Source organism: Planotetraspora sp. A-T 1434, from assembly GCF_025420585.1.
GTDB lineage: Bacteria > Actinomycetota > Actinomycetes > Streptosporangiales > Streptosporangiaceae > JAOEGB01.
Genome location: NZ_JAOEGB010000020.1, coordinates 58,604 through 83,044 on the forward strand (window position 1 = coordinate 58,604; position 24,441 = coordinate 83,044).

A 24,441-nucleotide genomic window follows, 5' to 3' on the forward strand; every position below is an offset into this window, starting at 1 on the left:
CGGCTTACCGAAGTTCAATGACTTATTCATCTGGAGTTACAAAAGTTGGCTTGCGAGAGCACATAACTTGTCGCTAATGTCCCGAACATGTCCGAGTACCCGACCGCCGAGCGACAGGCGGCCGACCTGATCATCTTCGGCGGGACCGGAGACCTTTCCATGCGGAAGCTCCTCCCGGCGCTGTACCACTGCGACCGCGACGGACGGCTCGCCGAGGAGACGCGGATCATCGCCATGTCCCGCGGCGGCCTCGACGACGCCGACTTCCGGGGCAAGGTGGACGCGGAAGTACGGCCGGCCGTGAGCTCGGACGGGGGCATGGGCGACGGCTGGGACCGGTTCGTCCGCAGGCTCCACCACGTCTCGGTCGACGTCGGCGGTCAGGCCGGGGACGGATGGGACACGCTCGCGCGGATGCTCGCCGGCCATGAGGACCTCGACCGGGTCTTCTACCTGGCCAGCCCGCCCATGACGTTCGGCCCGTTCTGCCGGGGGGCGCACGAGGCCGGGTTGGTGACGCCCCGGTCCCGCGTCGTCCTGGAGAAGCCGCTCGGCCGTGATCTGGTCAGCGCCCGGGTGATCAACGACGAGGTCGGCGCCATCTTCGACGAGCGGCAGATCTTCCGCATCGACCACTACCTGGGCAAGGAGACGGTCCAGAACCTGCTCGTGTTGCGGTTCGCCAACGCGTTCCTGGAGCCGATCTGGAACTCGCTGTGGATCGACCACGTGCAGATCACGGCCGCCGAGACCGTCGGGACCCCGGGCCGCCGGGGTTACTACGACCACGCGGGCGCGCTGCGCGACATGGTGCAGAACCACCTGCTCCAGTTGCTCTGCCTGGTCGCGATGGAGCCGCCGTCCCGAAACGACCGCGAGGCCGTCCGCGACGAGAAGGTGAAGGTGCTGCAGTCGCTCCGGCCGATCGTCGGGTCCGAGGTCGACCGCTTCACCGTCCGCGGCCAGTACACCGCCGGAGCGGGCGCCCGCGTCCCCGGCTATCTGGATGAGCCGGACAGCACCAAGCCCACCGCCGCGTCGCACCGGGTGGAGACGTTCGCCGCCGTCCGGGCCGAGGTGAAGAACTGGCGCTGGGCGGGTGTGCCGTTCTACCTGCGGACCGGCAAGCGGATGCCCTTCCGGCGGTCGGAGATCGTCATCCAGTTCAAGGACGTGCCGCACGCGATCTTCCCTGGGGCCACGCCGAACCGGCTGGTGCTCCGGCTCCAGCCCAGTGAGGGCATCCATCTGCACCTCATGGCCAAGGAGCCGGGGGCGGGCGAGGTCATGCTCCGGCCGGTGCCGCTGAGCCTCAGCTTCGCGGACACCTTCCAGAGCCGGGTGCCCGACGCGTACGAGCGGCTCCTCATGGACGTGCTGTCCGGGAACCCCACCCTGTTCATGCGGCGTGACGAGGTCGAGGCCGCCTGGCGCTGGATCGACCCGATCATCGAGAGCTGGGACGGCTCGGAGATGCTGCCCGAGCCGTACCCCGCCGGGACCTCGGGGCCCGCGGGGGCACACGAACTGCTGGCCCGCAGCGGCCGCGCCTGGCACGAGGAGGACCTCTAGTGACGGACCGAGTGATCGCCCAGGTTACCGACCGCATCCGCGCACGCAGCCGCGGCAGCCGTACGGCCTATCTCGACCGGATCGGCAGGGAGGGGCGCGAACTGCGGGAGCGGGGACCCGCCCGGGGCCGTCTCGGGTGCGCCAACCTGGCGCACGGCTTCGCGGCCGCGGCCGCGGATGAGAAGCTCGACCTGCGTGGTACGGCCAAGCCCGGCGTGGCCATCGTGACCTCGTACAACGACATGCTGTCGGCGCACCAGCCGTACGAGACCTACCCGCCGGAGCTGAAGAGGGCCGTCCGGCGGGCGGGCGGCGTCGCGCAGGTCGCGGGTGGCGTGCCCGCGATGTGCGACGGCATCACCCAGGGCCGGGCCGGCATGGAGCTGTCGCTCTACAGCCGTGACGTGATCGCCATGGCGACCGCGATCGCGCTGTCGCACGACATGTTCGACGCGGCGCTGCTGCTCGGCGTCTGCGACAAGATCGTCCCCGGCCTGTTCATCGGCGCGCTGCACTTCGGCCACCTGCCCGCGATCTTCATCCCGGCCGGGCCGATGACGTCGGGCCTGCCGAACAAGACCAAGGCGCGGGCCAGGCAGCATTTCGCGGAAGGCAAGATCACCCGCGTGGAGATGCTGGACGCGGAGGCGCGGTCGTACCACTCCCCCGGCACCTGCACGTTCTACGGCACGGCGAACTCCAACCAGCTCCTGATGGAGGTGATGGGCCTCCACCTGCCGGGCGCGACCTTCGTCAACCCGCACACCGAGCTGCGGCACGCGCTGACGGAGGCCGCGGCCCGGCGGGCCGTCGAGATCACGCCACACGGCGACGAGTACACCCCGCTCGGCGAGGTCGTCGACGAGAGGGCGATCGTCAACGCGGTCGTCGCACTGCTCGCCTCGGGCGGCTCGACCAACCACACCATGCACCTCGTGGCCATGGCCGCCGCCGCGGGGATCACGCTGACCTGGGACGACATGGCCGACCTGTCCAAGGTGGTGCCGCTGCTGACCCGGATGTACCCGAACGGCCAGGCGGACGTGAACCACTTCCACGAGGCGGGCGGCATGGCCGTGTTCATCGGTGACCTGCTCGACGCCGGCCTCCTCCACGACGACGTGCTCACCGTCGCGGGCCGGGGCCTCGACCTCTACCGTACGGCTCCCGCCCTGAAGGAGGGCTCGCTCGTCTGGGAGGAGCGGACCGAGGGCAGCGGCGACCGGGACGTGCTGCGGCCCGTGAGCGCGCCATTCTCCGCCGACGGCGGCATCCACATGCTGTCGGGCAACCTCGGGCGGGCCGTGAGCAAGGTGTCGGCCGTCAAGCCCGAGCACCTGGTGGTCGAGGCGCCCGCCAAGGTGTTCGACGACCAGCTCGACCTGCTCAGGGCGTTCGAGGAGGGCGAGCTCGACGGGCAGGACTTCGTCGCGGTCGTCCGCTACCAGGGCCCGAGCGCGAACGGCATGCCGGAGCTGCACAAGCTCACCCCTCCCCTCGCCGTGCTGCTGGACCGGGGCCAGAAGGTGGCCATCGTCACCGACGGCCGGATGTCCGGCGCGTCCGGGAAGGTCCCGGCGGCGATCCACCTGTCCCCGGAGGCCGCCCACGGCGGGCCGATCGCCCTCGTCCGCGACGGCGACGTGATCCGCCTCGACTCGGCCGCCGGGACGCTGACCGTTCTCGCCGACCTGACCGGCCGCACCCCCGAGGGGGCGCCGCTGAGCGACGCGGAGTGGGCGGGCACCGGCAGGGAGCTGTTCGCCTCGTTCCGCCGCATGGCCGGACCGGCCGAACGCGGCGCGAGCGTCTTCTCGGTGGGCCTTTCGGAGGGAGTCGCATGACGTCCCGCTTGGCGTTCCCCTGGCTCGTCGCCGACGTCGGCGGCACCAACGCGCGCTTCGGTCTGGTGACCGGGCCGGGCGCGCAGCCGGAGGCCGTAGCCGTACTGAACGTTGCCCAACATCCCGGCCTTGCCGATGCCGTAGCCGCCTATCTCGCAGACCATGCGGGCGGAGTTCGGCCGGGGGCCGCGTGTCTGGCGATCGCCGGTCCGGTCCAGGACGACCGGTACCGGCTGACGAACGCGGGATGGGCGGGTTCGGTCAGCGAGCTCGGCATCCCGCATGTGGAGCTCGTCAACGACTTCGAGGCGCTCGCGTTCTCCCTTCCGCACCTCGCGGGCGACGACCTCGTGCCGCTCGGGGGACCGCCGCCGAGCGCCCGCATGACGAAGGCCGTGCTCGGGCCGGGCACGGGTCTCGGCGTGGGCGGGCTCGTCCCCGTGGGCGCCGGGTGGGTGCCGCTGCCGGGCGAGGGCGGGCACGCCTCGGTCCCTGCCGTGACCGACCTGGAGATGGAGATCGTGCGGGCGCTGCGCGCGGACGGCCTGCCGTACGTGGACGCGGAGCACCTGGTGTCCGGCACAGGGCTGCCGCGGCTGCACAGAGGCCTCTCACTGGTCCGCGGCGTCACGCCACGGGCGGCGGCGTCGTCGGAGATCGTGGCGTCGGCCGACCCGCTCTGCGTGGAGACCGTCGAGGTGTTCCTGGCCCTGCTCGGCGGCTTCGCCGGCAACGTCGCGCTGACGCTCGGCGCCCGGGGCGGCGTCTACCTCGGCGGAGGCGTGCTGCCCCGGATGGCCGAGCGGGCCCGGCGCAGCGACTTCCGCGCGCGGTTCGAGCAGACGGCGCCCGCTCTGTCCGACTACGTCACCGCGATCGCGACCTCGCTGATCGTCGCCGAGCAGCCCGCGCTGACCGGCGCCGCCGCGTGGCTCGCCCAACGGTCCTCTAATGTGGAGCTGGTATGAGCCTTCTTGACCTTGCCCCCGTGGTCCCGGTCGTCGTCGTGGACGACGCCTCGACCGCCGTTCCCCTCGCCCGTGCGCTCGTCGCGGGCGGCCTGCCCGTGATCGAGGTCACGCTGCGCACGCCCGCCGCGCTCGACGTCATCAGGCGGATCGCCGCCGAGGTGCCCGAGGCCGTCGTCGGCGCGGGCACCATCCGGACTCCCGGCGATGTGGAGGCGGCGGTCGAGGCCGGCTCCCGTTTCCTCGTGTCGCCGGGAACGACGCCCGCTCTGCTCGCGGCGATGCTGGCGGGCGGCGTGCCGTTCCTGCCCGGCGCCGCCACCGCGTCCGAGGCCATGACGCTGGCGGAGCGGGGCGTGCGGGAGCTCAAGTTCTTCCCCGCCGAGGCCGCGGGCGGCGCGGCGTTCCTGAAGTCGCTCAGCGGCCCGCTGCCGGACGTCCGGTTCTGCCCCACGGGCGGGATCACGCCGGCGAACGCCCCCACCTATCTGGCCCTGCCGAACGTCGGCTGCGTCGGCGGGAGCTGGCTCACCCCGGCGGACGCCCTGGCGTCCGGAGACTACGCCCGCATCGAGAAGCTGGCCACGGAGGCCGCGGCGCTGCGCGCCTAGCTAGGTCCACCAGGTGGCCGAGTCCGGGGCGAGGCGGACGACCTCGCCCTGGACGTCCCAGCCGGCGCTCGCGAGGAGCAGGTCGCCCGGCACCCCGGGGAGCTCGGCCCACTCGGACGTGAGGTTCACCAGGCAGGTGAAGGAGCCCCGGCGGAAGGACAGTGTGCCGGCCGGGCCGGGCAGCCAGGTGAGGGCGCCGTCGCCGAGCGACGGGTGCTCGCGGCGCAGCCTCAGCGCCGCCCGGTAGAGGCTGAGCATCGACGCCCCGTCCCGCAACTGCGCCTCCACGCTGAGATCCCGCCACTCGACGGGCACGGGCAGCCAGCTTCCCGGCGGCTCGCCGTCGGCCGACCACGGGAGTGGCACCCGGCAGCCGTCCCGCCCGCTCTCCGGGTCGCGCAGCCGCTGCGGGTCCCGCAGGTAGTGCTCGGGCAGGTCGAGCACCTCGGGCAGGCCCAGCTCCTCACCCTGGTAGACGTAGGCCGAGCCGGGCAGCGCCAGCATGAGCAGGGCCGCCGCCCGCGCCCGGCGCAGCCCCAGCTCGCCCCCGCCGTACCGGGTCACGTGCCGCTTGACGTCGTGGTTGGACAGCACCCACGTCGAGGGGGCGCCCACGAGCGCCGCGGTCCGCAGAGACTCGTCGATGACCTCGCGGAACCTGTCCGCGTCCCACGGGGTCTTGAGGAAGTGGAAGTTGAACGCCTGGTGCAGCTCGTCCGGCCTGACGTAGTTGGCCAGCCGCTCCGGGGAGGGCGCCCACGCCTCGGCGACGCCGATCCGCTCCCCCGCGTAGGAGTCGAGGATCTTCCGCCAGGCGCGGTGGATGTCGTGGACCCCGTCCTGGTCGAAGAACGGCACCACGTCGGCGCCGATCAGCTCCACCTGGCCGGGGTGCCCGACGTCGGGCAGGCCGGGGGCCTTGACCATGCCGTGCGCCACGTCGATCCGGAAGCCGTCCACCCCCAGGTCGAGCCAGAACCGCAGGACGTCGGCGAACTCGGCGTGCACCTCGGGGTGCTCCCAGTTGAGGTCCGGCTGCTCGGGGGCGAACAGGTGGAGGTACCACTGGCCGTCCTCGACCCGCGTCCACGCCGGGCCGCCGAAGATGGACTCCCAGTCGTTGGGCGGCAGGTCGCCGTCGTCGCCCTTGCCGTCCCGGAAGACGTACCGCTTCCGCTCGGGGCTGCCGGGCCCGGACTGTACGGCCGCCGCGAACCAGGGGTGCCGGTCGGAGGTGTGGTTGGGCACCACGTCCACGATGATCCGCAGGCCGAGGTCGTGGGCGTCCTCGATCAGGTCCTTGGCGTCCCCCAGCGAGCCCAAGATCGGGTCGACGTCGCGGTAGTCGGCCACGTCGTAGCCGAAGTCGGCCATGGGCGAGGGGTAGAACGGCGTCAGCCAGACCGCGTCCACCCCCAACTCGGCGAGGTACCGCAACCGGCCCCGCACACCGAGCAGGTCGCCGACGCCGTCCCCGTTGCCGTCCGCGAAGCTGCGGACGTACACCTGGTAGATCACCGCGTCACGCCACCAGCCCATTGGGCTCCCCCCGATCTTTGGCCTTGCGGGAACATAACAGGACGTGAGCCCCCATGAAAGCGCTTACCTCAACTTTCTGTGAACTTGTTGCGCTTGACGGCGTTCCGGGAATCTTTCGAGGTCATCACCGTCCCTGACAACTGTGCTTCCAGAAGGGAAACTTGGCAGTCACCGCAAGTTGCAGGTCGATGCCGGATTTCTCATGTCATGTATGGACACGAGCGCCCGCGACACGATGTACTACCTCATCAATCACACCGGTGGCTGGGGTCCGGGCACGCGTGCCCGGGAGGAACGAGCTTTCATGAGCACCGTCGTCCTCGACAACGTGACCAAGGTTTACCCAGGGGGTTACCTGGCGGTCGATCGCATGAACCTGCGCGCGGACGAGGGTGAGCTGCTCGTCCTTCTGGGCCCCTCCGGCTGCGGGAAGTCCACTCTCCTCCGCATGATCGCCGGCCTGGAGGAGATAACCGCGGGCGACCTCTGGCTGGGCGGCAAGCTCGCGAACCACCTTCCTCCCCGCGACCGCGACGTGGCCATGGTGTTCCAGAACGGCGCCCTGTACCCCCACCGCACCGTCCGTGGCAACCTCGCCTTCCCCCTGGAGATCGCCAAGGCCGACCCCGCCCTGGTCCGGGAGCGGGTCGTGGAGCTCTCCCGCGCCCTGCACATCGACGAGACGCTGGACCGGCGCCCTGGAACACTCTCCGGCGGCCAGCGCCAGCGCGTCGCGATGGGCCGCGCGATCGTGCGCCAGCCGTCGCTCTTCCTGATGGACGAGCCGCTGTCCAACCTGGACGCCGGGATGCGCACCGAGCTCCGCATGGAGATCTCCTCGCTCGTGCGGGCCCTCGGCGTCACCACCATCTACGTGACGCACGACCAGGTCGAGGCGCTCACGCTCGCCGACCGTATCGCGATCATGAACAGGGGCGTGCTGCAGGACATCGGCACCCCCGCGCAGGTGTACAACGACCCGGCGACGGCCTTCACCGCCGCGTTTCTCAGCTCCCAGCAGCTCAACCTGCTCGCGGCGACCGTGCGCACCCCACAGAACCAGTTCATCCTGCTCGATTTCGGGCCGCACCAGATCACCATGCCCTGGACCGATCCACGCGCCTACGCCGTGTCCCAGCACACCGGCGCGCAGATCATCGTGGGGATCCGCCCGGACGCGCTCGTGCCGGTGCCCGAGAAGGCCGAGGGACCGAGCTTCTTCGGACGGGTGCGGACCCTCGAATACCACGGCCACGAGTGGATGGCCTACCTGGAGGCCGGTATCCCGGCGGTCGTCGTGCCCGAGCCTCCGGACCCGCGCCACAACCTCGCGAACGGCGGGCAGGCCAACGGGAGCGGCAAGGCCCGCTCGGTCATGCGCCGCCTGCTGAACCGGGAGGAGGAAGAGCAGGCGCCGCCTCCCGCGCCTTCGGGAAGCGGCACGCACCGCCGCGCCGACCTGATCGTACGGCTGGGCAACCGCCCGGTGTGGAAGGCCGGCGAGCACGGCCGCGTCGCCGTCGACGTCTCCCGCCTCATGCTCTTCACCCAGACCGGCGCCCGCATCGACCCCCCGCGACGGTAGCCGGCGTCCTGAGTCAGGCGGTGCGGGTGACTCCGGATCGGGCGAGCACCGAGACGATCCCGACCAGCCGGGAGATCTTGTCCAGCTCGGCCCGATGGAAGGCCGGCCCCTGCGACCGCGCGACCACCAGGTGCAGGCCGCTCATCGGGACGCTGACCAGGTGCAGCGTGCCCTCGGTGAACGCGGACGGCCTGATCGGCGTCAGCTCGGGCGACGGCACCTCCTCCGGCGCCTGCCAGCTTCCGTGCACGATCGCGCCGTTCTCCGAGTCGACCGCGACCGCCCACTCCGCGCTGACCAGGTCCGGCACCGCGTCGACCAGCGTGACGAAGGCCCTGTCCGGCTCCCCCGCGACGTGACCGAGCAGGTCGTAGTCCGGGCTCGTGCCGGGAGCCTCCCTGGTGGGCCAGACGGCCTCCACCCGGGTGCCGGGCACCACGCCGATCCGCTCGCGCAGCTCCTCGGGCTCGAACACCCCGGACCACGAGACGGTGAAGTCGTCCACGGCCCGCCCGGCCTGCCGTTCGAGGACGGTCACCTGCAGGATGTCGGCCCCCATCACCCCGAACGCGCGTGCCACCTGACCGAGCACCCCGGGCCGGTCCGGAAGCGAGACCCTTAGCCGCAGCAACATCCGCATCACCTCCTTGTCGTGCGACAACAACAGTGTCCGACAGACGTTTCGCAGACATTACGGGGGTGGGTCGTGGGTTGGCTGGAATGTTTCCGAAAGCAGCGCCATCCTTGACGGACTTTGACTAACTTTGGGCACTCCTTTCCGGTGTCGCGAAGTTCACCGGTGATGACCATGAGTAGCCTCATGGCATGCCCCTCCCCTGGCTGCGATCGCGGTCCCTCCGAGCGCGTCTCACGCTGATCGCCACCGCGACCGCCGCGCTTGTCATGATCCCCCTCTCGATCGCCGCCGACCTCGGCTTACGGCATGCCGTCGAGGATCACATCCGCGGCGACAGCCTCCAAGTGGCGCGCCGCGTCGCCGACCTGGCCCGCGGCGGTCACGTGCCGCAGATCATCCCCATAGCGCCGGACGGCATCGACATGATCATGGTGGTCGGCCCGGACGGCCGGATCATGGCCACCAGCTCGACCGCCAAGGACCTCCCCCACCTCTCCCCTTTGCGACCGGCCTCCGACACCGGAGTGACCCACACCACCTCCTGCTCGGTCCCCCACCAGCACTGCGTCTACGTCACCGCGGTCCGCGTCTCCCAGGCCGCGGACTCCCCCATCGTGTACGCCGGCCGTTCCCAGCCGGAGATCCTCGACAGCCGGCTCCCCGAGCTGGGCCTGCTCCTGCTGGTCCTGCTGCTCGGCGGCGGGGCAGCGGGGATCGCGTGGAGCGTCGCCGGGCGCGTCCTGCGTCCCGTCGAGGCCCTCAGCTCGGAGCTGGAGGAGATCACCCCCAGGAAGCCCAGCTCCCGGGTGCCGGAACCGGCCGGGAACAACGAGATCGCCCGCCTGGCGAAGACCGCCAACGACGCGCTCGCCCGGCTGGAGAAGTCGATCCAGCAGCAGCGCCAGTTCGCCGCGGACGCCTCGCACGAGCTGCGGACCCCCATCGCCGGGATCCGGGCCCAACTGGAGGGGGCGCGGCTGCATCCGGAGGACACCGCCGAGGCCCTGGAGGCCGCGCTGCGCGACACGGGCAGGCTGGAGGCGATCGTGGCCGACCTGCTGCTGCTCGCCAGGATAGGGACGAGCCCGGAGACCGCCAGGGAGGACGTCGACCTGAGCGGCTGCGTGGCCGGGGAGGTGAAGCGCCGGTCGGGGCGGCTGCCGATCCGGCTGGAGCTCACGCCGGGCGTGATCGTCAACGGGATGCGCACCCAGCTGTGCCGGGTCGTGACGAACCTGCTCGACAACGCCGAACGGCACGCGGCCACGACCGTGAGCGTGAACGTGTGCCGGGACGACGGGAACGCGCTGCTGACCGTGGTGAACGACGGAGAGCAGATCCCGGAGGGGGACCGCGAGCGGATATTCGAACGGTTCTACCGGCGGGACGCGGCCAGGAGCCGGAGCCACGGGGGCCCCGGCCTCGGCCTGGCCATCGCCCGCGAGGTCGTCGAGGCTCACGACGGGACGATCCGGGTCGAGGACGCCGACTCGAGCGGCGTCGGGTTCGTCATCCGCCTCCCTCTGTCGTCGCAGCCCCCGTCGTCACACGGCGCCGAAGAACCGCTTCAAGACCGATGAGGTCGTCCGGCGGCGCGTCCGGCACGTCCAGGTCGAACCGCGCCAGCCCCCTGATCTTGAGCCCGGCCAGCGCGATCAAGGCGATGGCCACCGCGAACACCACGTACATGTGGCCGACCTTCCCGAAGAGCTGCGTGCCGTACGGCGCGATCACGCCGAAGCCGATGGGCAGCGTGGACCACGCGACGAGCGTGTTGAGCGCGATCACCCGGCCGTGGAACCGCTGGGGCACCTTGACCTGGATGATCGTGGCGTAGATCCCGTTGACCAGCGTCAGCGCGAGCGACATGCCGAACGCGCCGGCGATGACGACGGGGAGGCTTTCCCGAAGGCCGGTGAGCAGGCAGAACGCGGCGAGCAGGAGCGTGGCAAGCAGCACGCCGCGCATCCGGAACCGGCGCGGCCCGCCCCACACGGTCATCACCAGGCCCCCGAGCAGCACGCCGACGCCCCCGGCGAAGGAGACGCGGCCCACGTCGGCCAGCGTGGAGAACCCCAGCACGAGCGGGCTGAGCAGCAGGAACAGTGGGGAGAGGAAGATATTCAGCCCCGCGAAGAAGAGAAGCATGCCGCGGAACCCGCGCTGCCCCCAGGAGTAGCGGAAGCCCTCGGCCATCTCGGCGACCATCGACTCGCGCCGCCTCCAGCCCATCGCCCGGGGGAAGCGGATCAGCAGCACCGAACAGACGGCGAAGGTGTAGCTGGCGATGTCGATGACCACGATGCCCTTGATGCCGATCGCCGCCATCAGCCCGACGGCGACCAGCGGGACGATCAGCTGGGCGGTCCCCGTGACCATCTGGAGCACGCCGTTCGCGTGCCCGAGGTAGCGCTTGGGCACGAGCTGCGGGACGGCCGCGGCGTAGGCGAGCCGCTGGAAGGTCAGCGCCACCGACAGGCAGACCAGCAGCGGATAGATGTGCCAGACCTGGATCTGGCCGGTCCACAGCAGCACCCCGAACAGGAGCTGGGTGCCGCCCGCCGCGGCGTCACCGGCGAGCATGACCCGGCGGCGGTCGTAGCGGTCCACAATCGCCCCGGCGATCGGCGCCACGAGCATGCCGGGCACGAGCGCGATGACGGAGAACAGCGCGAAGCTGACCAGCGAATGGCTCGTCAGGTAGATCCAGAGCGGGATCGCGAACTCGGTCAGCGACGAGCCGATGATCGACACGAGCTGCCCGGCGGCCACGGCCGCGAAGCGCTTCATGCTCGGCCGCGGCCCGGACGGCGGCGTGCCGCCGGCACCGGGCACCGCGCCCTGCGCTGACGTGCCGTGCAGCCACCACGACCGGTCGCGGTCCTCGATCGCGGCCGTGTCGCCCGCCTCGATGGCCCTCCTCGTCCCGGTGACGATCTCGGCCAGCTCGGCGGCGCGGTGCTTGATGAAGAAGTGGCCGGCCTCGTCGAGCACCACCAGGGCGGCCTCGCCGGTGATGTGGTGCCACTCCCGGTACCGCTCCTCGTAGAACTCGGTCACCGGGTCACGCTCCCCCGCGACCGAGATGATCGGGGCCTGGAGCGGCTCGGCGCTACTCTCGAAGAGGCGGGTGAAATACGCCTCCGCGTCCCGGGTGCCCTGCCGCCGGTTGTGGATGATCGCCTTGAGCTGGTCGGGGTCGAGCTCCTCGATGTCGAGCCCTGCCGCGATGAGCGCGTTGGCCCAGACGCGGTCGCTGCGCATCCGGTCGCTCAGGTTCCGCAGCGGCGTCATGATCGTCTTGGGGCGCGCGAAGGGGAAGACGCCGCCCAGGTAGAGCGCCTCGACCGGCCGGCCCGCCGCCTCCAGCCGCCGGGCGATCTCCACGACCAGCATGGCTCCGAGCCCGCAGTGGCCGTACAGGGAGACGGGGCCCTGGACGTCCGCGAGAATTTCCTCGACGCAGGCGTCGGCCACCTCGCCGACCGGCCGCGTCTCCTCGTCGAGCCCCCACTCCTGGCCCGGCACGGCCACCGAGTGGAGCGCCCAGTCGGACGGCAGGGCGTCCGCGAGCGGCTGGTAGATCGCCGCGCTGCCCCCGCCGTACGGCGCGCAGACCAGCGCGGAGACCGTCGGCCTCGGCGGGGTCAGCCGGTGCAGGAAGCGCCGGGGGCCGTCGTCGGCGGCCGACGCCTTGGCCGCGAGCGCCCGGACCGTGCGGTGCTTGAAGAGGTCCATGATGGTGACCGGCCGGTCGGCCACCTTTCGCAGCCGGGCGACGACCTGGGCCGCGAGCAGCGAGTGGCCGCCGAGCTCGAAGAAGTCGTCCTCGGCCCCCACCCGGTCGAGCTCCAGGACCTTCGCCCAGACCTCGGCGATCGCCCGCTCCAGCGGGGTCTCGGGCTCGACGTACTGTCCGGCGCCGCCCTCCTCCCGCTCGGCGCCCGGCTCGGGCAGCGCGGCCCGGTCGACCTTGCCGTGGGACTTCAGGGGCAGCTCGTCCAGCCAGACGTACCGCGCGGGGATCATGTACTCGGGGAGCCGCTCGGCCAGGTAGGCCCGCAGCTCCGCGACCGGCGCCTTCTCCCCTGTGAGGTAGGCCACGAGGCGGTCGCGCCGCAAGTCCACCACGGCCTGGGCGACGTCGTCGCGCTCGGTCAGCACCGCCTCGATCTCGGTCAGCTCGACCCGGTAGCCGCGCACCTTGACCTGGAGGTCGCGGCGGCCGAGGAACTGGAGATCGCCGGAGGGCAGCCAGCGGCCCAGGTCGCCCGTCCGGTACATCCGTGCCCCCGGCTCGCCGTACGGGTCGGGGACGAACCGCTCGGCGGTGAGGCCGGGCCGGCCGAGGTAGCCGCGGGCGAGGCGGTCGCCGCCCAGGTGGATCTCACCGATCGCCCCGATCGGGGCGGGCTCGCCGCGCTCGTCGAGGACGTACGCCCTGGCCCCCGGCAGCGGCCTGCCGATCGGGAGGGTCTGCGTCTGCTCGTCGCCGGTGACCTCGTGGGTCGTGATGCCGACCGTGGCCTCGGTGGGCCCGTAGTGGTTGACCACTCTCGGCCCGGCCGGCGACCGTGCCGCCAATGACTGGGCCCAGGCGGACTGCGACGCCTCGCCGCCGAGCACGAGCAGCTTGCGCGGCAGCACGTCGGCCTCCGGGAGGAGGGACGCCAGGTGCGACGGCGTGACCTTGAGGTAGTCGGTGCGGCGCAGCGTCTCGGCCAGTTCGGCGGCGGGCAGCCGGGGGTTGAGCAGGTGAAGCGTTCCCCCCGTCATCAGCGACAGGTAGAAGATCGTGATGCCGAAGTCGAACGACAGGGACTGCATCAGCGCGTACGACCCGCCGGGCTCGACGGCCAGCCGCTCGCGGACCCCGGCGAGGTAGGTGAGGACCTCGCGGTGCTGTACGGCGACGCCCTTGGGCCGCCCGGTGGTGCCGGAGGTGTAGATGACGTACGCCAGGTCCGTCCCGGCGAGCCCGGGGTCGGCCGGGACGCCCCGGGGGAGGTCCGTGAGCAGCTCCGGCGTGATCGTCACCCGCACATCGGCGTCGGAGGTCATGTAGGCCAGCCGGTCGGCGGGCTGGGCAGGGTCCAGAGGCACGTACGCCCCGCCCGCCTTGAGCACGGCGAGCACGGCGACGGCCAGATCGACCGACTGCTCCAGGCTGATCCCGACCCGGGAGCCGCGGCCCGCCCCGAGCTCCTGCAGCCGGACGGCCAGCGCGTCCGAGCGGGCGGCCAGCTCGGCGTAGGTGAGCGACTCGTCCCCGCAGGTCACCGCGATGGTGTCCGGGGGCCCGTCGACCACCTCGTGGAGCAGCCGGCGGCCGATCGGCATGGGGGCGGGCGACCGGGAGAACTCCAGCACCCGCTCGCGCTCCTCGCCGGTCATCAGCGGAAGCTCTGACAGCCGCCGTGACGGATCGGCGACGATCGCGCGTAGCAGGACCTCGAAGTGCCCGGCCATCCGCTCGATCGTGCCGGTGTCGAACAGCGCGGTGTTGTAGGAGAAGTGGCCGCTCAGCCCGCCGGGCTTCTCGAAGAGGTAGAGCGACAGGTCGAACCTGGCGACCCCCGCCTCGACGGGGAAGGACGACAGGGCGAGGTCGCCCGAGGCGGTCCCGGCGGCGAAGTTCTGGAGAGCCAGCGTCGCCTGCACGACCGGCGAGCGGCTGACGTCGCGCTCCACGTTCAGCTCGGTGACGAGCCGGTCGAACGGCAGGTCCTGGTGGGCGTAGGCGTCCAGCGCGGACTCGCGGACGCGGGCCAGGAAATCCGTGAACGCGGGGTCGCCGGTGAGGTCGGCGCGCATGGCCAGCGTGTTGACGAACATCCCGACCACGCCGTCGAGCTCCGGCAGCCCCCGCCCCGCGATCGGCGAGCCCACGGCGAAGTCGGGCTGGCCCGAGTAGCGCGACAGCAGCACCTGGAAGGCCGCCAGCAGCACCATGTACGGCGTGGCCGCGTGGGCGTGGGCCAGCTCCGAGACGTCCACGTCGATCTCGAAGCCGTGCAGGGCTCCCGCGTGGCCCATCTCGGGAGGCCGGGGCCGGTCGGTCGGCAGGTCGAGGACGGGCACCCCGGCGAGGCGCTCCTTCCAGTAGGCCACCTCGCGGCCGTACTCGTGGTCGCGCTGCCAGACCGCGTAGTCGCCGTACTGGACGGCGGGCGCGGCCGGGCTCTCGCCCCTCATGATGGCGAACAGCTCGCGCATGATGATGTCGAACGACCACCCGTCGGTCACGAGGTGGTGGGCCGCCAGCAGCAGCACGTGGTCGGCGGGCGCTAGCCGTACGAGCAGCGCGCGGACGAGCGGGCCCTCCGCGAGGTCGAAGGTCCTGGCCAGCTCGCGCTCGACCAGCTCGCGCGCCTCCTCCGGCCCCGAGGCCGTCTCCAGCCGGAACTCGGCCCGGGGCTCCTCGTCGACCAGCACGATTGGCAGGCCGTCCTCGCTCGTGTGGAAGCGCATGCGCAGCGCCTCGTGGCGGCGCACCACCTCCCGCAGGGCGAGCTCCAGCGCGGTCTCGTCGAGCTCGCCCTCGACCCGGACGGTGAGCGGGACCGTGTAGACGGTCGTGCCCGGCGCGTACTGTTCCAGGAACCACAGCCGCTCCTGGGCGTGCGAGAGCGGTGTGGCCGTGCCCGGAGGTCGTGGACTGATTGTGATCGCGCCGGTGCGGCGCCGCAGACGCTGGGCCAGTAGCGCCTTCTTGTCGGCCGACAGCGTGGTCACGCCCGCGCCCTCCCGATTCTCGGCAACAGCGTTCTCGACAACAGTTCGTAAAAAATATTTACTGGAAAGAGTCTTTACAATTAGCCTGTTCGCCAGTCTGGCACACCGCCCACATACGGCGGAAGGGGCTTGTCGCGGCTCCCATGGGCGTGGTTCACTGACGCCTGCCGCACCACTGTAAACAAAACTTCCAATTGGCGGGTCACCCATGCAGCCGCTGTCATTCGGCCAGGAACGGCTCTGGTTCCTCCACCGGCTCGATCCGCTCGACCACTCCTACAACACCTGTCACGCCTACCGGCTGCACGGTGAGCTCGACGTGACGGCCCTGGAGGCGGCCTTCACCGCCGTCGCCGCCCGGCACGAGACCCTGCGGACGCGGTTCGACGAGGTGGACGGCCGGCCGGCCGCGATCGTCCTGCCGCCGGCGCCGGTCACGGTGGAGCGGTTCGAGGCCGCGGGAGAGGAGGACGCGCGGCGCCTGGTCGCCCGGCGGGCCAACGCGCCCTTCGACCTGTCGGCGGGGCCGCCGATGCGCGTCACGCTGGTCCGGCTCGGGCCGGCCGAGCACGTGCTGGCGGTGGCACTGCACCACATCATCGCCGACGGCCTGTCGGTCACCGTGCTCCGCGACGAGCTCGCCCACCACTACGCGGGCCGCGAGCCGCTGCCGCCGCTGCCCCTGCAGTTCGGCGAGCACGCGCGGGCGGAACGCTCCAAGGACAGCTCCGCCGACCTGGCCTTCTGGACCGAGCGGCTGGCGGACGCGCCCGTCCTGGAGCTGCCCGGCGACCGGCCGCGCCCCGCCCGGCGGACCGGCGACGGCGCGGAGGTCCAGTTCACGCTCCCCGCAGACCTGACGCAGCGGGTCGCCGAGTTCGCCCGGGAGCGCAGGTGCACGCCCTTCATGGTGCTGCTCGCGGCCTACCAGGTGCTGCTGTCGCGGCACAGCGGGCAGGTCGACTTCTGCGTGGGCTCGCCGGTGGGAGGCCGCGACCGCGTCGAGCTGGAGCCGATGATCGGTTTCCTGTCGAGCATGCTGGTCCTGCGGGCGGATCTCTCGGGCGAGCCGACGTTCGCGGACGTGCTGAAGCGCGCGCGCCGCACCCTCATCGAGGCCATGAGCCACGCCGACGTCCCGCTGGAGCGCCTGATCGGCGCGCTGGACGTGGAGCGCGACCTGAGCAGGACGCCGCTGTTCCAGACGATCTTCGGCCTGCACACGCACGGCGGCGAGCCGAACGAGGGCCCGCTTCCCGGGCTGAGCGAGACGCCGTTCCCCCCGGGCTGGGTCGCCGCGCGCACCGACCTGTCGCTCGACTTCTGGCCCTCCGCCGACGGCGGGCTCCTCGGCGTCCTGATCTACAGCACCGACCTGTTCGACCGGGAGACCGCCGAGCGGATCACGGCCCGATTCGAGGCGCTGCTCCGCTCGGCCCTCGCGGATCCGTCGGCTCCGATCGGCGCGCTCGGCGTCCTGCCCGCCGAAGAGCGGCGGGCCCTGCTCACCCAGGACACGGCCGTCCCGCTGCCTCCCGTGACGCTCGTGGACCTCTTCCTGGACCAGGTCGCCGCGCGCCCTGACGCCGTCGCCGTCACCGACGGGCTCACCGACGGGCTCGGCCAGGAGCTGACCTACGCCGAGCTGGCCGCCCGCGCCCGGGGCCTGGCCGTCCGGCTGCGGGACAAGGGCATCGGGCCGGGCGCGCTGGTCGCCGTGCGGCTGGAGCGCGGCCCCGCCATGCTGGTCGCCCTGCTCGGCGTGGCGATGTCGGGCGCGGCCTACCTCCCCGTGGACCCGGGCTATCCGCAGGCGCGGGTCGACTACGTCATCGAGGACTCGGGGGCCGCGCTGGTCCTGACCTCGGCCGACCTCGACGATCTGGAGCCGTCCGGGGAGGACCTCCCCCGCCCCCGGCCGGAGAGCACGGTCTACGTGCTCTACACCTCCGGCTCGACCGGCCGGCCGAAGGGCGTGGTGGTCCCGCACCGGGCCCTGACCAACTTCCTGCTCGCCATGCGGTCTCTCCTGGGCGGCGGCCCCGGGAACGCGTGGCTGGCGCTGACCTCGCTGGCGTTCGACATCTCGACCGTGGAGGTCTACCTGCCGCTGATCACGGGCGGCCGGGTCGTGGTGGCCGACGACGCCCGCGACGGCCGGGCGCTCGGCGACCTCATCCGGGGCAGCGGCGTCACCCATGTCCAGGCCACCCCCTCGGGCTGGCGGATCCTGCTGACCGGCGACCTTCCCCGGGTCACGGCCCTCGTGGGCGGCGAGCCGCTGCCACTCCAGCTCGCCCGTGAGCTGCGGGCGCGGACCTCCCGCCTCGTCAACGTGTACGGCCCGACCGAGACGACGGTCTACTCCACGGTGTGGGAGGTCCCGGCCGAGCCGTACGAGATCGTGATCGGGCGGCCGGTGGCCAACACGACCGTCCATGTCCTCGACCCGGCCGGAGGGCTCGCGCCCTTCGGCGTTCCGGGAGAGCTGGTCATCGGCGGCACGGGCCTCGCCGACGGTTACCTGGGCCGCCCCGCCCTGACCGCCGAGCGCTTCGTGCCCGACCCGTACGGCCCGCCCGGCACGCGGCTCTACCGGACGGGCGACCGGGCCCGCCACCGCGCCGACGGCACGGTGGAGTTCCTCGGCCGCACGGACAACCAGATCAAGCTCAGGGGCCACCGGATCGAGCTCGGCGAGGTCGAGGCGGTGCTGGAGGCCCACCCCGCCGTACGGCAGGCCGTCGTGGCGGTCCGCGACGAGACGCTCGTGGCCTTCGTCGTGGGTGAGATCGGGGGCCTGCGCGAGCACGCCGTCCGCGAGCTGCCCGGCTTCATGGTGCCCCAGTCGTTCGTCCAGCTGGAGGCGCTGCCGCTGACGCCGAACGGCAAGGTGGACCGCAAGGCGCTGCCGGACGCGACAGCTCCCGCCGGACGGGACGCGACGCCGCCGCGGACCGACGGCGAGCGGCTGGTCGCGGCCGTGTTCGCGGAGGTCCTGGGCCTCGGCGAGGTGGGGGCGCACGACGACTTCTTCGCCCTCGGCGGCCACTCGCTGCTGGCCACGATGGTCACCGCGCGGCTGCCCGGCCGGATCCCCGTGCGGGAGGTGTTCGCCCATCCCACGGTGGCGGGGCTGGCCGCGCTGCTCGACGTCCGCGCCCCCGGGCTCGGCGACGTCCCGGTCCCCCGCGGGGATGCGGCGCCACCGTTGTCCTTCGGCCAGGAACGGCTGTGGTTCCTCAACCGGATGGCCCCGGAGGCGGGCGCGGCGTTCAACATGTGGCTGGTGCGCCGCCTGCGCGGGCCGCTGGACGCCGAGGCGCTGGAGCGGGCGTTCGCCGAGGTCGTCGCCCGGCACGAGAGCCTGCGGACCCGCTTCCCCGATGTGGACGGGGAGCCTGTCGTGGCGATCGACCCTCCGGGCCCCGTGGCGATCGAGCGCCTGGAGGGGGGCATGGAGGCAGAAGCGGCCACACTGGTCGCCGAACGCGTCAACGCGCCCTTCGACCTGGCCGCGCGGCCGCCGCTGCGGGTCGCGCTGGTCCGCCAGGGGGAGCACGACCACGTCCTCTGCCTGGTGATGCACCACATCATCGGCGACGGCTGGTCGCTCAACCTCCTCCTCGACGAGCTGGCCGACCTCTACTCCGGCCGGGCGCTGCCGCCGGTGCCGCTCCAGTTCGGCGACGTCGCGGTGTGGCAGCGGGAGCGCGACCTCACTCCCGAAACGGACGCGCTTCTCGGCTACTGGGAGGAGCGGCTCGCCGATCCGGCTCCGCTGGAGCTCCCCACCGACCGGCCCCGCTCGGCGGACGCCTCCGGACGGGCCGGGCGCGTGGAGTTCCGCCTCCCGGCGGCCGAGGCCGACGCGCTGGCCGCCATGGGCAGGCGGCGCGGCGCGACGCTGTTCATGACCCTGGTCGCGGCCTACCAGGCGCTGCTCGCGCGGCACACCGGGCAGCCGGACATCCTCGTCGGCACGTCGGTCGCGGGCCGGGACACCGTCGAGCTGGAGTCGGTCATCGGCTACCTCACCGACGTGCTCGTCCTGCGCGGCGACCTCGCGGGAGACCCGACATTCACCGAGTTGCTCGGCGCGACGCGGGCGCGGGTGCTCGACGCCTTCGCCCACCAGGGCATCCCGTTCGAACGGCTGGTCGCCTCGCTCCGGCTCGAACGCGACCTGACCCGCACGCCCGTCTTCCAGACGATGGCCATCCTGCACACGCAGGACTCGGGCCGGGTGCCGAAGTCGTTCCGCGGCCTGACCGTGGGTCACTTCCCCGGCGGGCACGACCGGGCCAAGTTCGAGCTGATGCTGGAGGCGTGGCACGACGGCGGTGAGCTGCTGGTCGAGCTGGAGTACGACGCCGACCTCTTCGACGCCGCGACCGCCGGCGGGCTGGCGGCCCGGCTGGAGGGGCTGCTCCGGGCGGTCGCCGCCGACCCGGACCGGCCGCTGTCTGCGCTGCCGATGCTCACCGAGGCCGACCAAGCCTTCCTCCGGTCGGTGTCCGAAGGGCCCGCGCTGCCCGCCGTGGCGAGCGTCCCGGAGATGGTGGCGAGAGCAGTGGAGGCGCGTCCGGACGCGGTGGCGATCAGCTGCGCGGGGCGCACGGTCACCTACCGCGAGCTGAACGAGATGGCGACGCCCTCCTCGGCGGGGATCGTGGCGGTGCCGCTGGACCGGTCGCCCGAAGGGATCGCGGCGCTGCTCGGGGCGTGGAAGGCGGGCGCGGCCTACCTTCCGGTCGATCCGGCGCTTCCCGAGACCCGGCGGGCGTTCATGACGGCCGAGATCGAAGGGGTGGCGGCCGACGGCGCGGCGTACGTGATCTACACGTCGGGCTCGTCCGGCACGCCGAAGGGCGTGGTGGTGGACCACGACGGCCTGGCCGCCCGGGTCGCCTGGATGAAGGACGCCTACGGCCTCGGGCCGGGCGACCGGATCGTCCAGTTCGCCGCGCTCAGCTTCGACACGCACGCCGAGGAGATCTACCCCGCCCTCGCCGCCGGGGCATGCCTGGAGCTGCTGCCCGGCGGCGCGGTGACGCTGCCCGACCTCCTCAAGACGCCCGAGGGCCGGATGGTCACCGTGCTCGACCTGCCCACGGCGTACTGGCACCACCTCGTCGGTCAGATCGACGACGTGGCGTGGCCGCCGTCGCTGCGGCTGGTCATCCTCGGCGGCGAGCAGGTCCAGGCGGGAGCCGTGGCCCGGTGGCGGGAGAGGTTCGGCGACCGCGTGCGGCTGGTCAACACCTACGGCCCCACCGAGGCGACGATCATCGCCACGGCCGCCGAGCTGGGAGACGACGACAGGCCGCCGATCGGGCGGCCCATCGGGGGCACCCGCGCCGTGATCCTTTCCGAGGACGGGATCCTGCTGCCGCCGGGCGCGCCGGGCGAGTTGTGCCTCGGTGGCGCCGGGGTGGCCCGCGGCTACCTGCGCCGTCCCGGCCTGACCGCCGAGCGGTTCGTCCCCGACCCGTGGGGCCCGCCCGGCGCGCGGCTCTACCGGACCGGCGACCGCGCCCGATGGCGGCCCGACGGGCAGCTCGAGTTCCTCGGCCGGATCGACGACCAGGTCAAGGTGCGCGGCTTCCGCGTCGAGCCCGGCGAGATCGAGGCCCGCCTGCTCGCCCACCCCCTCGTACGGCAGGCCGCCGTGGCCGCCATCGACGACACATTGGCCGGATACGTGGTCGCGGACGGTCCGGTGGAGAGCTCCGCGCTCGCCGAGTTCGCCGCCGGCGCGCTCCCGCCGTACATGGTGCCGTCGAGCTGGGTGTTCCTCGACGCGCTGCCGCTGACCCGGCACGGCAAGGTCGACCGGAGGGCGCTGCCCGCGCCCTCCCCCGCCGCCGTGGCGGTGGCGTCGGTGCCGCCGCGCACCGACGCCGAGCATCTCGTCGCCGACGTGTACGGCGAGGTGCTCGGGATCGAGCAGGTCGGGGCGCTCGACGACTTCTTCGCGATCGGCGGCCACTCGCTCCTCGCCATCCGTGTGACGGCGAGGATCCGCGCCATCACGGGCGTGGACGTGCCGATCCGCGCGATGTTCGAGGGCGCCACGGTGGAGGCCCTCGCCCGGACGGTCGAGGACCTGCTCGTCGCGGAACTGGCCGAGCTGTCCGACGAGGAAGCGGCCCGACTGGCGATGGAGGTCTCATGACTTATCTGGTAGTGGTGAACGACGAGGAGCAGTACTCGATCTGGCCCGCGGAGACCGCGCCGCCGGACGGCTGGCGGCCCGAGGGGACGTCCGGCACCAAGGAGGAGTGCCTCGACCACATCGAGCGCGTCTGGACCGACATGCGGCCGAAGAGCGCCCGATGACGCACGTGACCGCGCGGTTCTCGGGTGGCCGGGACCGCAGCGGCCCGCTCACGACGGCGCAGGCCAACATGGTCCGCTGCGTGCTCCGGGACCCGCCCGAGCACATGAACTACCTCGTGGTACGGCAGTTGCCGCCGGACGTGACGACGGCCAGGGTGGCGGAGGGCGTGGGGCTGCTGGTGTCGCGGCACGAGTCGCTCCGCACGACCTTCCACGACGGCGTCCAGCGCGTCGGCGCCGAAGGCGAGCTGGCGATCGAGGTGACCGAGGACGAGGCGGTCGCGGCGCGCCTGCGGGAGCGGCGCTTCGACCTCGCGGGCGAGCCGCCGCTCCGCGCGGCGGTGATCACGTCCGGCGACATCCCCCGGCAGATCGTGTTCGTCACCACGCACAGCACGGTCGACGCGGGCGGCCTCGCCGTGCTGCTCGCGGACTGGGACGAGATCATCCAGGACAAGCCCCTGGAGGCCGTCACGGCTCCGCAGCCGCTGGACGTGGCCGAGATGGAGCGGACGCCGGCGAGCGTGCGCAGGGCGGCGGCCGCCCTACGCTACTGGGAGGCCCAGCTCAGGCGGATCCCGCAGTCGACGCTCACGGTCACGGTGGACGACAGCCAGGCCGACTGGAAGCTGCCGCGGCTCCGGGTCCGCTCGGTCGCGGCGGCCCGGGCCCTCGCCCGGATCGGCGCCCGGACGGGAGTGACCCGCTCGGCCGCCGTGCTGGCCGCGTTCGGGGCGCTCGCCGGCCTGCGGGCGGGCCAGCCCACCTGCCCGGTGATCTCCATCTCCGCCAACCGGTACCGGCCGGAGCTGCGCGACCACGTGGGGCCGCTCGCGCAGGACGCGCTGATCCCGATCGACATCGCCGGGCCGTCCTTCGACGCCCTCCTCCAGAGCACCCGCGCGGCCTCACTCGCGGCCTACCAGAACAGCCGCTTCGACTCCGCGGCACTCGTGGAGATCATGGAGGAGGTCCAGCGGTCGAGGGGCGTGTTCTTCGCCAGGGACCTCGTGTTCAACGACATGAGCGTCCCCGGGCAGAACGGGCGCGTGAGCCGTGATCCGTCCGGCGCGCCGGACATCCGGTCTGTGTGGCTCCCGGAGGAGACGCTGCCGACCCGGGTCTCCCTCTGGGTCAACCGGCTGGACGGCGAGGCCGACGTCACGCTCTGGGCCGACCCCCGCTGCCTGCCCCGCGCCGACGCCCAGGCCCTCGGCGAGGGGATCATGCGGCTGCTCATCGAGGCGGGCGACCGCGACGTGGACCTGTCCGAGCTGACCGCACTCACCGGCATCGCGCCCCTCCCCCGGGGCGACGGCTGGCTCGTCGCCGACTCGTGCTGGGTCGACCTGGCCGAGGTCGAGCGGCTCGTGGCCGACGCCGTGGACGGCCCCTCGCGGGTCGTGGCCGTTCCCGACGAAGAGCTCGGCCACCGGCTCGTCTGCCACCTGACGGCTCCGGTCACGCCGGAGGAGGCCCACTCGGCCTGTCTCGCCAAGCTGCCGGGCAGGATGGCGGCGATGGCGCCACACGACTATGTGATCCGCTGAGTCAGGCGGGCACCAGCGTGGGCAGGGCCTTCGCGAGCTCGCGACTCCAGTAGGGCCAGTCGTGCGTGCCGGGGCCGTAGAAGTCCGTGGTCACGGGCACGCCCGCGGCCCGGGCGGCGGCGGCGAAGCGGCGGTTGCGCTCCAGGATCGCGCGCTCACCTGTGTCGGCCGGGCCGCCCGGGGTGTCGAACGGACCCGGCTCACCGTTTCCGCATGACAGGTAGACGCGGACGCCCTTGAGCCGCTTCACCAGGTCTGCGGGGTTGTGCGCCCTCCACACGTCCGGCCGGTCCGCGGCCCTCCCCCACACGTCGCCGGGATCCACGCCGTAGGAGCGCATCAGACCCTCCAGCCCGCCCGGATCGTAGCCCGTGTCGATCACGCCCGAGAACGACGCGGCCGCCTGGAAGACGCCGGGGTGCCTGGCGGCGTACGCGAGAGCGCCGAGGCCGCCCATGGACAGACCCGCGATCGCCCGCCGGCCTCCCACGCCGTATCGGCTCTCCACGATCCGCCGGACCTCCGTCATGTGGAAGGTCTCCCAGGCCGGGCCGTTCAGCCAGTCGGAGTACCAGCTCATCGCGCCGCCTTCGGGGACGACCACGACGGCCCTGAGCCCGGCCGTGATCCGCTCGGCGTCGCCGTACACCAGCCAGGCGTCTCCCCTGCTCACACAGCAGCCGTGCAGCAAATACAGCACAGGCCAGCCGGTCGAGCCCTCTCTCCAGCCCGGCGGCTTCAGCACCCAGACCGAGCCCTCGCGGCCGAGCGCGGGCGACTGGATCGAGAGCCGGTCCACGCGTTCATTCACCGCCTCCACATCGGCCAGGCGCGCGCCCGTCCTCGTGTCCGGGGTGGCACTCGGAGTCGTCACAACGTGCCCGGCCGGGGTCTCGCCACACGCTGACAGCGCGATGACCAGCACCGACCCCAAAACCGCGGTAATGGCGACGAATCGGCGCATCTCATGTCTCCTGACGGCGGGGAGGACCGTGCTGACGACTGCTGGCGACACCCAAAGTTAAGAGGGGCGCCCATGGGCGTTCAACTGAGTCACC

Annotated in this window: 13 protein-coding genes; 9 read left to right on the plus strand and 4 right to left on the minus strand. The window is 72.4% G+C overall.

Annotation, left to right across the window (positions count from 1 at the left end):
* The first annotated feature begins 87 nt into the window (after window positions 1-87).
* Genes zwf through eda form a run of 4 tightly spaced genes read left to right on the plus strand, consistent with a single transcriptional unit; the run spans window position 88 to window position 4,995 of the window.
* A complete protein-coding gene (zwf, locus tag N5079_RS24380) occupies window positions 88-1,572 on the plus strand; it encodes a glucose-6-phosphate dehydrogenase (protein ID WP_261586344.1) in 1,485 nt (494 codons plus the stop codon).
* A complete protein-coding gene (gene edd / locus N5079_RS24385) occupies window positions 1,572-3,416 on the plus strand; it encodes a phosphogluconate dehydratase (protein ID WP_261586345.1) in 1,845 nt (614 codons plus the stop codon). Before zwf ends, edd begins: the two co-directional genes overlap by 1 nt.
* Window positions 3,413-4,384: a glucokinase gene (locus N5079_RS24390; protein WP_261586346.1), complete on the plus strand. Its 972-nt coding sequence runs from the start codon at window positions 3,413-3,415 to the stop codon at window positions 4,382-4,384. Before edd ends, N5079_RS24390 begins: the two co-directional genes overlap by 4 nt.
* Window positions 4,381-4,995 carry a bifunctional 4-hydroxy-2-oxoglutarate aldolase/2-dehydro-3-deoxy-phosphogluconate aldolase gene (gene eda / locus N5079_RS24395; RefSeq protein WP_261586347.1) on the plus strand — a complete coding sequence of 205 codons (615 nt, stop codon included), beginning with the start codon at window positions 4,381-4,383 and terminating at the stop codon, window positions 4,993-4,995. Before N5079_RS24390 ends, eda begins: the two co-directional genes overlap by 4 nt.
* Here eda and N5079_RS24400 read toward each other — a convergent pair whose 3' ends face one another.
* Window positions 4,996-6,534 (minus strand): glycoside hydrolase family 13 protein, encoded by a 1,539-nt coding sequence (locus N5079_RS24400; RefSeq protein ID WP_261586348.1) that lies wholly within the window; start codon window positions 6,532-6,534, stop codon window positions 4,996-4,998.
* A 211-nt stretch (window positions 6,535-6,745) separates the two neighbouring features.
* Between N5079_RS24400 and N5079_RS24405 the strand changes: the two genes are divergently transcribed.
* Complete coding sequence (locus tag N5079_RS24405; protein ID WP_261586349.1) at window positions 6,746-8,119, plus strand: ABC transporter ATP-binding protein; 1,374 nt, start codon at window positions 6,746-6,748, stop codon at window positions 8,117-8,119.
* Window positions 8,120-8,132: 13 nt separating this feature from the next.
* On the opposite strand, the gene N5079_RS24410 is transcribed toward N5079_RS24405, so the two are convergent.
* On the minus strand, window positions 8,133-8,753 hold the full coding sequence (locus N5079_RS24410) for an amino acid-binding protein (protein WP_261586350.1): 621 nt from the start codon (window positions 8,751-8,753) through the stop codon (window positions 8,133-8,135).
* Between the two features lie 191 nt (window positions 8,754-8,944).
* Here N5079_RS24410 and N5079_RS24415 point away from each other — a divergent pair, with 191 nt between their 5' ends.
* Window positions 8,945-10,336 (plus strand): sensor histidine kinase, encoded by a 1,392-nt coding sequence (locus N5079_RS24415; RefSeq protein WP_261586352.1) that lies wholly within the window; start codon window positions 8,945-8,947, stop codon window positions 10,334-10,336.
* On the opposite strand, the gene N5079_RS24420 is transcribed toward N5079_RS24415, so the two are convergent.
* Window positions 10,266-15,491 (minus strand): non-ribosomal peptide synthetase/MFS transporter, encoded by a 5,226-nt coding sequence (locus N5079_RS24420; protein WP_261586353.1) that lies wholly within the window; start codon window positions 15,489-15,491, stop codon window positions 10,266-10,268. The two genes, N5079_RS24415 and N5079_RS24420, sit on opposite strands and share 71 nt — an antisense overlap.
* Window positions 15,492-15,699: 208 nt before the next feature.
* On the opposite strand from N5079_RS24420, the gene N5079_RS24425 reads away from it, so the two are divergent.
* From N5079_RS24425 to N5079_RS24435, 3 genes are read left to right on the plus strand one after another with little or no spacing between them, the layout of a single operon-like run.
* Window positions 15,700-21,669 (plus strand): non-ribosomal peptide synthetase, encoded by a 5,970-nt coding sequence (locus N5079_RS24425; protein ID WP_261586354.1) that lies wholly within the window; start codon window positions 15,700-15,702, stop codon window positions 21,667-21,669.
* Window positions 21,666-21,833: an MbtH family protein gene (locus N5079_RS24430; protein WP_261586355.1), complete on the plus strand. Its 168-nt coding sequence runs from the start codon at window positions 21,666-21,668 to the stop codon at window positions 21,831-21,833. The genes N5079_RS24425 and N5079_RS24430 overlap by 4 nt, the downstream gene beginning before the upstream one ends.
* Window positions 21,830-23,383, plus strand: coding sequence for a condensation domain-containing protein (locus tag N5079_RS24435; protein ID WP_261586356.1), 1,554 nt, complete (start codon window positions 21,830-21,832; stop codon window positions 23,381-23,383). Before N5079_RS24430 ends, N5079_RS24435 begins: the two co-directional genes overlap by 4 nt.
* Window position 23,384: 1 nt before the next feature.
* On the opposite strand, the gene N5079_RS24440 is transcribed toward N5079_RS24435, so the two are convergent.
* On the minus strand, window positions 23,385-24,347 hold the full coding sequence (locus N5079_RS24440; RefSeq protein WP_261586357.1) for an alpha/beta hydrolase: 963 nt from the start codon (window positions 24,345-24,347) through the stop codon (window positions 23,385-23,387).
* Window positions 24,348-24,441 lie beyond the last annotated feature (94 nt).